Source organism: Maritalea porphyrae, assembly GCF_030159895.1.
GTDB classification, from domain to species: domain Bacteria; phylum Pseudomonadota; class Alphaproteobacteria; order Rhizobiales; family Devosiaceae; genus Maritalea; species Maritalea porphyrae.
Window position 1 is genome coordinate 2,260,217 of record NZ_BSNI01000002.1, and the last position, 11,684, is coordinate 2,271,900.

Annotated in this window: 12 protein-coding genes; 7 read left to right on the top strand and 5 right to left on the bottom strand. The window is 49.8% G+C overall.

Features of this window, described 5'->3' with window-relative positions; genetic code table 11:
- Window positions 1–15 precede the first annotated feature (15 nt).
- Together clpA and clpS are read right to left on the bottom strand one after the other, a co-directional pair.
- A complete protein-coding gene (clpA, locus tag QQL65_RS14410; RefSeq protein WP_284365666.1) occupies window positions 16–2,415 on the bottom strand; it encodes an ATP-dependent Clp protease ATP-binding subunit ClpA in 2,400 nt (799 codons plus the stop codon).
- Window positions 2,416–2,424: 9 nt separating this feature from the next.
- The gene (gene clpS, locus QQL65_RS14415) at window positions 2,425–2,778 is read right to left on the bottom strand and encodes an ATP-dependent Clp protease adapter ClpS (RefSeq protein WP_284365667.1); all 354 of its coding nucleotides are present in this window, start codon (window positions 2,776–2,778) and stop codon (window positions 2,425–2,427) included.
- 301 nt (window positions 2,779–3,079) lie between these two features.
- Between clpS and QQL65_RS14420 the strand changes: the two genes are divergently transcribed.
- Complete coding sequence (locus tag QQL65_RS14420) at window positions 3,080–4,690, top strand: serine hydrolase (protein WP_284365668.1); 1,611 nt, start codon at window positions 3,080–3,082, stop codon at window positions 4,688–4,690.
- A gap of 38 nt (window positions 4,691–4,728) precedes the next feature.
- The gene (locus tag QQL65_RS14425) at window positions 4,729–5,010 is read left to right on the top strand and encodes a hypothetical protein (RefSeq protein WP_284365669.1); all 282 of its coding nucleotides are present in this window, start codon (window positions 4,729–4,731) and stop codon (window positions 5,008–5,010) included.
- A 12-nt stretch (window positions 5,011–5,022) separates the two neighbouring features.
- On the opposite strand, the gene QQL65_RS14430 is transcribed toward QQL65_RS14425, so the two are convergent.
- The 3 genes from QQL65_RS14430 to mgtE all read right to left on the bottom strand — a co-directional run bounded on the left by QQL65_RS14430 (window position 5,023) and on the right by mgtE (window position 8,235).
- Window positions 5,023–5,925: a division plane positioning ATPase MipZ gene (locus QQL65_RS14430; RefSeq protein WP_284365670.1), complete on the bottom strand. Its 903-nt coding sequence runs from the start codon at window positions 5,923–5,925 to the stop codon at window positions 5,023–5,025.
- Between the two features lie 104 nt (window positions 5,926–6,029).
- A complete protein-coding gene (locus QQL65_RS14435) occupies window positions 6,030–6,458 on the bottom strand; it encodes a DUF1489 family protein (protein ID WP_284365671.1) in 429 nt (142 codons plus the stop codon).
- Window positions 6,459–6,816: 358 nt separating this feature from the next.
- The gene (mgtE, locus tag QQL65_RS14440; RefSeq protein ID WP_284365672.1) at window positions 6,817–8,235 is read right to left on the bottom strand and encodes a magnesium transporter; all 1,419 of its coding nucleotides are present in this window, start codon (window positions 8,233–8,235) and stop codon (window positions 6,817–6,819) included.
- A 257-nt stretch (window positions 8,236–8,492) separates the two neighbouring features.
- Here mgtE and QQL65_RS14445 point away from each other — a divergent pair, with 257 nt between their 5' ends.
- From QQL65_RS14445 to QQL65_RS14465, 5 genes are all read left to right on the top strand, one after another.
- The gene (locus tag QQL65_RS14445) at window positions 8,493–8,810 is read left to right on the top strand and encodes a BufA1 family periplasmic bufferin-type metallophore (protein WP_284365673.1); all 318 of its coding nucleotides are present in this window, start codon (window positions 8,493–8,495) and stop codon (window positions 8,808–8,810) included.
- A gap of 82 nt (window positions 8,811–8,892) precedes the next feature.
- A complete protein-coding gene (gene bufB / locus QQL65_RS14450) occupies window positions 8,893–9,759 on the top strand; it encodes an MNIO family bufferin maturase (protein ID WP_284365674.1) in 867 nt (288 codons plus the stop codon).
- Entirely contained in the window at window positions 9,746–10,534 is a 789-nt protein-coding gene (locus QQL65_RS14455) for an HvfC/BufC N-terminal domain-containing protein (protein ID WP_284365675.1), read from the top strand. The genes bufB and QQL65_RS14455 overlap by 14 nt, the downstream gene beginning before the upstream one ends.
- Window positions 10,534–11,013 carry a DoxX family protein gene (locus tag QQL65_RS14460; protein WP_284365676.1) on the top strand — a complete coding sequence of 160 codons (480 nt, stop codon included), beginning with the start codon at window positions 10,534–10,536 and terminating at the stop codon, window positions 11,011–11,013. The genes QQL65_RS14455 and QQL65_RS14460 overlap by 1 nt, the downstream gene beginning before the upstream one ends.
- A gap of 132 nt (window positions 11,014–11,145) precedes the next feature.
- Window positions 11,146–11,682 (top strand): hypothetical protein, encoded by a 537-nt coding sequence (locus tag QQL65_RS14465; RefSeq protein ID WP_284365677.1) that lies wholly within the window; start codon window positions 11,146–11,148, stop codon window positions 11,680–11,682.
- Window positions 11,683–11,684: the final 2 nt, after the last annotated feature.

Here is an 11,684-nt window from a genome sequence, read left to right on the forward strand (position 1 = left end):
CCGGCCTTCTTGTTGTTAGCTCTTCTCTGGGCTTTTCTTTGGCTTCCGCTTGGGCGTTGATGGCACCCTTGCACTGCTCGATGTCGGCTTTTTGCGCGCTCGCTTGGTAATCGCTTTGCGCTTCTCCGGACCAGTAATGGCCTTTGGCTTGGCAGGCGTTGGCGGCAAGAACTTCAACACCAACTCATCCGCGCCGCGCTTAACATCCACTTTCACGGTGCCACCATTCTGCAATTTGCCGAACAGTACTTCATCCGCGAGCGGTTTCTTGATGTGCTCTTGGATCACGCGCCCCAGCGGACGTGCGCCCATTTGCTCATCATATCCTCGCGTAGCGATCCATTTGTTCGCCGCGGGCGTCAACTCAATGGTCACCCCACGCTCACCCAACTGCGCTTCGAGTTGAATAACGAATTTTTCAACAACCTGCGAAACAACTTTGCCCGGCAAAGCCGCGAACGAAATAATCGCGTCCAAACGGTTTCTAAACTCAGGTGTAAAGAAGGTTTTCAGCGCTTCTTCATCGTCACCGGTCCGCTTTTCATTTGTGAAGCCTACGGGCGCACGCGCAAGGTCAGCCGCACCAGCATTCGACGTCATAATCAAAATGACATTGCGGAACATCACTTCCTTGCCATTGTGATCCGTCAGTTTACCGTGGTCCATTACCTGCAACAAAATGTTGAACAAGTCAGGGTGCGCCTTTTCAATTTCATCAAGCAAAACAACGCAGTGCGGGTTTTGGTCGACTCCATCTGTTAACAAACCACCTTGGTCAAATCCAACATATCCAGGAGGTGCACCGATCAAACGAGAAACTGTGTGGCGCTCCATATATTCGGACATATCAAAGCGCAGCAACTCAACACCCAATGTGTCTGCAAGCTGCTTAGCAACCTCAGTTTTACCGACGCCAGTCGGACCGGTAAACAGATATGAACCAATTGGTTTTTCTGGCTCACGCAAACCAGCACGCGCCAATTTGATCGCAGACGATAGCGCATCAATCGCCTTGTCTTGACCAAATACAACCCGTTTCAAATTACTCTCAAGGCCAGAAAGCAACTCAGTATCCGACTTAGAAACTGATTTCGGCGGGATTCGCGCCATTGTCGCAATTGTCGCTTCGATGTCCTCAACGTCGATCGTTTTCTTGCGCTCGTTTTCGGGCAGCAAACGCTGTGCCGCGCCGGATTCATCAACAACATCAATCGCCTTATCCGGCAGCTTGCGATCGTTGATATAGCGCGCACTCAGTTCCACCGCAGACTTAAGCGCCTCGTTGGTATATTCGACGTCATGATACTTCTCATAATAAGGCTTCAAGCCTTTCATGATATCAATTGCGTCAGGAACGCTAGGTTCTGCCACATCGATTTTTTGGAAGCGACGTACAAGCGCACGATCTTTCTCAAAGAACTGACGATATTCCTTGTAAGTCGTTGAACCAATGCAACGAATTTCGCCGGACGCCAGGGCTGGCTTCAAGAGATTTGACGCATCAAGGGCACCGCCAGAGGTAGCGCCGGCACCAATAACCGTGTGAATTTCGTCAATGAACAAGATGCTGTCAGGCATTTTTTCAAGTTCTTTGACGACTGACTTCAAACGTTCTTCAAAGTCACCACGATAACGTGTTCCAGCAAGCAAAGCGCCCATATCTAGCGCAAAGATCGTCGCAGGCTTAAGCACCTCTGGTACATCACCTTCAACTATGCGCTTGGCTAATCCTTCAGCAATCGCTGTTTTGCCAACACCGGGATCACCCACATAAAGTGGGTTGTTTTTGGAACGACGACACAAGACCTGAATTGTGCGCTGCAATTCTGAAGCGCGTCCAATTAGTGGGTCAATCTTGCCAGATTCAGCTTTAACATTGAGATTAACGCAAAATTCGTCCAATGGTGACGAACCACCGGCGGCTTCGCCCTCGCCCTCTTCTTCGGCACCGCGTATCGGACGCGTCTCAGTTACACCAGATTTCGTGATGCCGTGCGAAATGTAGTTTACCGCATCAAGCCGCGTCATTTCTTGCTGCTCGAGGAAATAGGCCGCATGGCTTTCCCGCTCAGCAAATATTGCAACGAGCACATTGGCACCGGTTACTTCGTCACGACCAGATGACTGAACGTGAATAACTGCGCGTTGAATAACCCGTTGAAATGCAGCAGTTGGCGTTGAATCAACATCACCATCAACAACAAGCGAAGACAGTTCGTCTTCAATAAACTCTTCTAGATCTTGGCGAAGCGACTCGCGATCAACTTCACATGCATCAAGCACGGCGACCGCATCATCATCATCGGTTAGCGCTAGCAATAGATGCTCAAGCGTTGCCATTTCGTGCGCATGTTCACGCGCCAAATTCATGGCATTGTGTAGAGCCTTTTCCAAACCTCGGGAGAATGAAGGCATAGTTTACTCCTACTGTTTTTCCATTACGCACTGCAACGGATGTTGGTTTCTTTTGGCCGCGTCCATGACCTGAGTAACTTTCGTTTCTGCCACTTCGTACGGAAAAATGCCGCACTCCCCCACGCCGTGATTGTGCACATGCATTGTGATTGAAACTGCTTCGTCTTGGTTCTTATTGAACACTTGCTGTAAAACAGCGATCACAAATTCCATCGGCGTATAGTCATCATTCAGCAACAATACGCGGTACAGCCCTGGTCTTTTGACCTTTGACCGCGTTTTGGTTGCAACACCAATGCCATCACCAGAATCATCATCATTCTGATCATTCGAAGACAGGTAGATTTTATGCGTCTCGTTCATAGCTAATTCGGTGTCGTTCTCTGCTAGTGAATCCTAGTTCCATTATGTATGCAAATTATGGCCAATGTTAAGACCACAACGGTCAAAAACTCACACCACAACATTTGCACAAGATGATTAAAATACGCTGCACTTTTTCAAACAAATCAAAACAATTTTACTCATTCGTAAGATGCCACCCGTATTTTGAACTCCAGAAGAATTTGCTCCCACCGCCAACCAAGGCGGATTGGTTACGCGGAGCGTGTGTTTAGTATTGAGTACGGGCCTGCGTATCGGCCCGATTTGTATGGAGTACAGGGTGGATTTCCTCTCTGATCTTTTAAATCGACGCCGCGCGTTCACGTCTATTTTGGCGTCCATTGTTCTCGTGATGACGACTGTATTGGCGCCCATGCCTGCGCAAGCTGCAAATCTGCGCAAATATGCAGGAATCGTTGTTGACGCGAAAACAGGCAAGACACTCTATTCATATGGTGCAGATTCGAAGCGATATCCAGCTTCTGTCACAAAAGTGATGACACTCTACATTGTTTTCGAAGAACTAGCGGCAGGTCGTCTAAAGCTTTCTTCAAAACTGACTGTTTCAAAATACGCAGCGTCCGCAGAGCCATCAAAGCTTTATTTGAAGCCCGGAACTTCAATCACAGTTTCCGACGCTATTCAGGCATTGGTCACTAAGTCAGCAAACGACGTCGCTCGCGTTGTTGCCGAAAACATATCAGGCTCTGTGCCAAAATTTGCCGATCGCATGACAAAGACTGCACGCGGTCTGGGCATGAGCCGCACGACTTACAAAAATCCGTCAGGTCTGCCAAATTCTGCGCAAATCACGACTGTTCGCGATCAGGCGCGTCTGGGAATGGCGATTTTCCAGCACTTCCCACAATATTTCAAATATTTCAAAACGCGCTCATTCCGCTATCGCGGCAACGCCTATGGCAATCACAATCGCCTTCTGGGCAATGTCAGGGGCGTTGATGGCATCAAAACGGGCTATACACGCGCGTCTGGCTTTAACTTGCTCACGTCCGCTCGGCACGGCAATCGTCACATTATTGTTGCCGGCTTCGGCTTTGATTCTGGTGGATCACGAAACACCAAGGTCACCCAACTAGTGAACAAGTATCTGCCAAAAGCGCATAAAGGCAGCTATTGGAAACAAGCCTCTATCGGAAAACCTGGTGTGGCTAGAGGCTCGGCGCCTGCAATTGCTGTCGCTCTCAAAGGAACTCCACCAGCACGACCCGCTCACCTTGGTGGCGGCGTGCAAATTGCACAAGCTGTAACGCCACCGCCGGTTCCAGAGCCGCTTACCGTTGCTCTCAAGCCTGCGCCAGCAGCGCCTGCTCGAGAGGATGAGCAAATAGAAGTGGCTGCCGTTACCGAAATACCTACGCCGCCATCGCGGCCAGAAGACTTACTTGCAGGCACAAAACCACAACAACTTGGTGTAATCGCGATCAACCAGCAAGCCCCTGCACCACTACGTCAAACACTGGAACAAGCGAACGCGTTCACGCCATTGGATTTGCTTGGCAACCTGATCAACCGAAACGGACCTTCAACTAGATCCGCACCACCAACACCGCCGCAAGGTCTAATTCCGCCTGGTAGTATTGATCCGCAAACAACTAGCGCGGTTCAAACGCCCAACACTCAGGCACCAAAAATCTGGGCGGTTCAAATCGGTGCAACCAGAGACCACGATCAAGCAGACAAATTACTTGCATCAGCAAATCAGAAATTCGCGCTTTTGAAAGATTATCGCCCAACCATCCAAACCGTAACGCGTAATGGTCAGAGTTTTTACCGCGCAAGATTTGTCGGTTTTACGGGTGAGGCAGAAGCAGCAATGGCGTGCGACGCCCTGAAAGAAAGAGACATTAAGTGTCTAGCCCTACCCGGCTAGAAAAGTACCGCATGAGTAAATAGTATCGGAGTAACTCAATGCATGATTTAGAACAGCTAAAGGCATTGGCGAGTTTTGAGCCAAAATCTGAATTAGCTTCAAGCGACGCCAACAAGCGCAAATCGACTTTGTTACGCATTGCGCAAAACATTGCCGAACGCAGCCAGCAAAGCTCAGTTGCTGAAATGCTCAATTCCGTCATGGCAATATCTGCAAGAACACGTCGCGTGTTGCATGAGCCAGTAAATGTTGAATTGGATGTATTCAATCAGGATGGATCGCGCGCCGTTGTCCTAGAGTTTGGGCACTGCGAACGCTAACACTGTGGGCGGCTAGTTTGCCGCCACATGTTGAAATGCCTCGTTTTCCATGACCCGCGCCCGCCACTCTTCTCTGCGGGCCCGTCTCTCTTCGATACGTTCGCGAACAGGCAGGTTTAGCGCGTCTACTAGCTTTCGATACTCTTGACGCGCACTCACTTGAGAAACACCGCCACCAAGTAAAACCTCATCGCTTGCCGGATCAAAGACGGTCAATCCAGAAGAAAAAAGAGACCTGAACGCAACACGTTCAGCAATACCCTCAGCCATTCGGCACCCAAGCCGATTTGAGATTCTTTCAATTGCGGACTGCACATTACGCATATTGCGAGAAGACAGTGACGCGATCCGGTTGCGCACAATGACCCAATCAATTGTACGCCCATCAAGCGCCAAACGTTCTTTACGTGATTGCTGCACCAAACGCGCATAGTGGTTGATCGAGCGAATTTCCAGCGTAACTGGATCAACATCCGCCAACACATCCAAGTCGATCAAGCTGTCATTAACAGGCGTGACCAGTGTATCGGCCAGCGAATGACTTAGTCGTGTGAGATGAGTATCGAAACCGGGGGTGTCAACAATCAAGAAGTCTGCGTGTTTTTCAACTTCCCCAACCGCCTGCCGGAAAAGAGAAAACTCAATCCGCTCTTTCTCTTTTTGACTGTCAGAACGTGCAATCGGCAAATGATAATGCGTCGTATGCGGAATACGAACACCATGCTTGCGCGCCCAATTGCGCCGGTTCTTCACATAGTGGGTAAAGGTTTGCTGACGACTATCGGTATCGATTGTTGCGACATTGTAGCCTTGATAGAGCAATTGGATGGCAAGATGGAACGCCGTCGTGGTTTTACCCGACCCTCCCTTTTCATTGCCCAGCACAATCAAATGTGCTCCAGACCGCTCAAGCATTTATTATCCCTCGTTAGCCAACGCAATATTGCCGATAGTATGGGCTTTCAACAAGACAGATTTTATAGTTAATGAAATCTAACTTAATGATTGAGGTAAACGCGTTAAATAAGTCCTAACTCGGCAAGCGCTTGTGCCATCTCCTCGGGTGGCTTTTCCTCGCCATCGTGGGCTACCAAATCATTGGGCGCATCTTCTGGTTTTAGGTACCGCCAACCCTGAAATGGTCGCTTAGGCTGAGGCACTGTGGCAATCAACTCTTGGTCCATCACAATGTCGCAAAAAGGTCGTCCATCAGGCTGCGTGCCCGCCTCAAGGCCGACAATACGTTGACGGCATTGGATTTTGCCACCAAACACCCAATAGATTGAACCGCCATCTAGCAACTCTGCTTGGCGCTTTGGCATCATCCGCGTGCGGTGCCAAGCATAACCATCGGCGCGACCCAATCCACTTTGAACTAGCGCCGCGCGATATGATGCAAGCCCTTCAATGGAAGATGTGCCGACTGAGAGTTTGATGAGATGAATCATAAAGTGAATCTTGCAAGCTTAGAAAGAACAAACAAGCCAAAAAGAAGGGGCGCAGATCATTTTCGATCGCGCCCCGTTCAACTGATGTCAGCTGACTTAATGTCTTCTAAGACACTAGCCGCCGACGATGACTGATACGAGTAGTCCAACTGACAGCAGACAAATAAATGTCCAAGTCGCTGCCCGCCAACATACCGCCTTAGATTGGCTGCGCATGCAGTCTCCTATTTCTGTTTCGCCCCTCTGATATCGCTTTTCAGCGCCACCAGAGCCTTAAGACATAATTAATTATAAGCCCTATGGCAAGCGTTAGTCGCGAACGCATGGCTGCTGTGCATAAAATGGTGAACAACTTCGCTTAGAGCAACCCAAACGCCAGCCCTGCTAGCCACAAAAACGCAAAGAAACCAACGACATCGGTGACGGTCGTAACAAATGCGGTCGAAGCAACAGCCGGATCAATATTCATGCGGTCCAGCGCGATTGGAATCAAAATGCCGGAAACCCCGGCAGCAAACATGTTGATCACCATCGCAACGCCAATGACGCCGCCGAGCAAAGGACTTGCAAACCACACCGTTGCCACCAGGCCGATGATCAAGGCAAAGATCACACCGTTGAGGGCGCCCACAAGCACCTCACGTGTAATAAGTCGTCGGATGTTGAACCGGTCAAGCTCTTTGGTCGAAAGGGCCCTCACCGTCACCGTCATGGCTTGTGTACCCGCATTCCCCCCCATCGACGCGACAATCGGCATCAAAACGGCAAGCGCAACCATTTGCGATATCGTCGCGTCAAACAAACCAATCACCATTGATGCCAGAACCGCAGTCACAAGGTTGACCATCAACCACGTGACACGGCTGCGCAACGCATCCCAAACATTATCTGATACTTCTTCATCACCAACACCAGCCAAACGCTTGATGTCCTCGTTTGCTTCTTCTTGGATCACATCAACAATGTCATCAATGGTGAGCACGCCAACCATCCGGTTGCTATCGTCAACCACCGCCAATTCAACCAAGTCATAGCGCTCGAACAAACGAGCAGCTTCTTCTTGGTCTTCTTCGGCGGGCACATCGATCACATTGTTATTCATGATCGATTCAATGCGATCTGGTCGTTTCGCGCGCAACATACGGTCGAGCGCAAGCGTACCAAGCAAATTGTATGTAGGATCAACGACGTAGATTTGATAGAAATCGTCCGGCAAGTCTTCCGCTTCCCGCATATAGTCAATTGTTTGCCCTACGGTCCAAAAAGGCGGAATGGCGATGAAGTCGGTCTGCATACGCCGACCAGCGGTTTCATCGGGAAAGTCAAGGCTTCTGCGAAGCGCCAAACGCTCAAACGTTGGCAGAGCTGCTAGAATCTCGGCCTGGTCTGGGCCTGCAATATCTTCCAAAATATAGACAGCATCATCGCTGTCGAGTTCCTGCACACCGCGCGCAATATCCGCGTTGGGCAACTCGTCCATCAAATCAAGACGAATACCGTCATCAATCTCAGTTAGCGCTGAATAGTCAAATTCATCGCCAAGCAACCGAATGAGACCCATTCGATCATTTGCAGACAAAACTTCCAACACATCACCAACGTCTGCCGCATGAAGCGGCATCATGAAGGCTTTGACCTCGTCAGAATCATCTGTCGCGATCAGATCAACAAGTTGATCAACCCAATCACGATTAATTTGATCATCTTCCTCACGGAGCGGCGGAATGTCGCCAAAACCATCATTTAATAGTGCTGTCTGAGACTGTTCTTGAACCATGATCGCCTCCGCAAACGACTTTGTATCACCCACTCTAATTAGGGTGTAACTAATTCGCGAAACGCTGGCTAGCCAATGTTTTACTTCATTGGCCGCAACGACATCTTTTTTCAAAATTTGTAGTCATCACGCGCCGCTCACATCGATTTGAGCAGCCGTTATTTTATCTCAGTGATGTTTTCAGCCAAAACATTAGGGCAGCCAAACAGAGCTGTTCGAAATTATTTTAAAACGTGAAAATTCCCTCGGAGGATCAAATGTCTAAGTCAAAAACTGCTACGGGTCTTGTTGTTGCGTCTGCAATGGCTGCTGCTATTTCAACTGCTGCTTCAGTTGCACCAGCACATGCTGAAGGCGCAATGGAAAAATGCTACGGCGTTTCAGTTGCCGGCAAAAATGATTGTGCAGCTGGCCCAGGCACAACATGTGCAGGCACTTCAAAAGTAGACTATCAAGGCAATGCATGGACACTGGTTCCTGCCGGTCTTTGCGAAAATGCTGATTTCTGGGCTAAAGTAATCCCAGGGGACCGCGCAGGTTCATTGGAAGCTTTGGACCGCGATATGGTTGGCTAAGCCAAGACAACATGTTGGGCGGCTTCGGCCGCCCCGCAACTTTGATTTCATCAACTATTCAAAAAGCTGGGCGGAGATGGAGATGATTGGCAAATATCACGGCGTCGGCGTCGGCTTCAAACCTGAGCACTTCAAAGACATCGTTGAATCTCATCCCAATCTTGGCTTTTTCGAAGTCCATGCCGAAAACTATATGGGCGATGGCGGCGTCCCTCACCGCATGCTTTCAGCGTTGCGCGAACGCTACCAACTCAGCGTTCACGGTGTTGGCCTTTCCCTTGGCACTATGGGCGAACTGGACCAAAAACACTTGCACCGCCTGAAAAACGTCGTGGACCGCTATCAACCCGCGCTCGTTTCCGAGCATCTTGCCTGGTCTAGCCACGACGAAGCGAAAAACCTTCTTTTCCTCAACGACTTGTTGCCTATTCCTTATACCCAGGAAACGCTCGACCGTGTCGTCGATCATGTTGACCAAACACAAACAACCCTTGGGCGACAAATCCTTGTCGAAAATCCCTCAACTTACGTTGCGTTCTCTGACACACAAATGAGTGAAATTGACTTCATCAGCGAACTGCAAAAACGATCGGGTTGCGGGCTAATCCTTGACGTGAACAACGTCTACATTTCCGCAAATAATCAAAAAATGGATGCGTTTGAATATCTTGATGCTTTTCCAACACAGTCCGTTGGTGAAATTCATCTCGCAGGCCACGCAGAAGATGTCGATGATAGCGGCGATAAACTGCTCATTGATGCACACGACAGACAAATTGCACCCGATGTTTGGGACTTGTACCGGCATGTTATTCAAAAGACAGGCGAAATAACAACGCTCATCGAATGGGACAATGATGTGCCAGATTGGCCAACATTGTATCAGGAAGCCGCCGACGCGCAGTCGTTGATGGCCGAAATCGGGGCAAATACACATGCCGCTCAATAAAATGCAGTTTTCGCAAACAGAATTCGCCACCAATCTCTTCGATCCAGACGCCCCAGCGCCTGCTGGTGTTGTCGACCCCGCAGGCAACCCGGCGCCAAAGCGCTACTCAGTTTACAAAAACAATGTGGTGGTCAGCTATCTTGAAGCACTCGCAGCGGCCTACCCTGCCTGCAAGAATCTGGTTGGTGAGGAATTCTTCAACGCCATCGGACGTGCATACTTGCAGAAGAAGCCGCCAAACTCTCAGCTGATGATATTGTTTGGCGAAGGTTTCGCCAGCTTTGTTGCCGGATATGGGCCAGCGCAACAGATTCCGTTTCTACCGGATGTGGCGCGCGTTGAACGTGCTTGGCGATTGGCTTATCACAGCGCCGATATTGCACCAATTTCACGGGATAGATTGGGCAAACTGCCGCCCGAACAACTCGGCGACGCCAAACTAGTTTTTTTACCATCAGTCGCAATTATCACTTCGCCTTTTCCTGTACATGCGCTTTGGCAGGCAGCAATTTCTTTGCAGCCGCTGGATGCGATCGCCCCCGGGGCTGCCGAATCTGTCTTGATTGTGCGACCGACACTCGATGTGAATGTTCACAACATTGATGCGAGCTTTGGACCATCCATCCAAGCATTGCTTGATGGCAACACACTTAATGAAGCCGCAGAAACTGGCATAACAAAGAATGAGAACTTTGATTTCTCTGCCATGTTGGCGCTTCTCATCCAATCAGGCGCAATCGCCGACATCAAGATAAATAATGAGGGGAACAAATAATGCTAGGAACCGTATTTGGACGCTTTGATCGTCTACACATGTTTGGAATGCCCGGCGCGATTATTGCTTCGGCAGTGCTCTTATGGGTGCGTTTTTTTCTCGGCATGCCTTATTGGAACTCGGGCTGGACGAAATGGTCTCAGTTTCCATTCAGCACGAATTCCTCAGCCAAATACCTATTCGCTGAAGAATATCGGCTGAACATTTTTGGTGCGCAAATTCCTTTTCCCGCACCAGATGTCATGGCCCACCTTGCGGGCCTAGGGGAAGTTATCCTGCCCGTCTTTCTAATCGCTGGCCTATTCTCACGATTTGCTGCACTTGGCCTATTGGGCATGACCGCTGTCATTCAGCTCGTTTACCCCGGCGCTTGGATGATTCATGGTAGCTGGGCGCTTGCTGCTATTTGTATTATCGTGGCCGGTCCCGGCATGTTCTCGCTGGACGAAGGCGTGCGCCGCGTCCTGAAACTAAAATAGTTGCCCTTTGGCCACGCTGTTTGCGTGGCCTTCCCCTTTATCTCTCGCACTTGCCACAATTGCGCCTTGAAGTCGCGTAAACGACTACTCATGCGCAAATCAGAGCAATGGGAACCCAACGGGGCAAGGCAGATGAACAAGACAGTATTAGCTATTATCGCAGCAGTCATCGTAATTGGTGGCGGCTACTACATTTACGATAGCGGTCAAAAAGCAGAACAAGCACGCATTGAAGCAGAGGCAACGGCCAAAGCAGAAAAAGAAGCAGCCGAGAAAGCTGCTGCAGAAGCAAAAGCCGCCGAAGAGAAAGCACAGGCTGAAGCTGCTGCAAAAGCTGAAGCAGAAGCCAAAGCAACGGCAGAGGCTGAAGCGAAGGCAAAAGCCGAGGCTGACCTAGCCAAAGCCGCTGAAGAAGCAGCCAAACAGGCGGCGGAAGATGCAGCAAAGGCGGCAGAGGACGCTGCTAACGCGGTGCAAGAAGAAGTGTCCGAAACGGTCGATGCCGTCCAAGAAGCTCTATCGGTTGAATCATTGACCAAAGCTGTTGACGATTCCAACCTTGGCGATGTCGAAAAATCATTGCTCAAAGCTGCAATCCAAGCGGCTGGTGAAAACCAAGAGGCGCTCAAAGCAATTTGGGACGATTTCACAGCCAAAACGGCTGAATAATT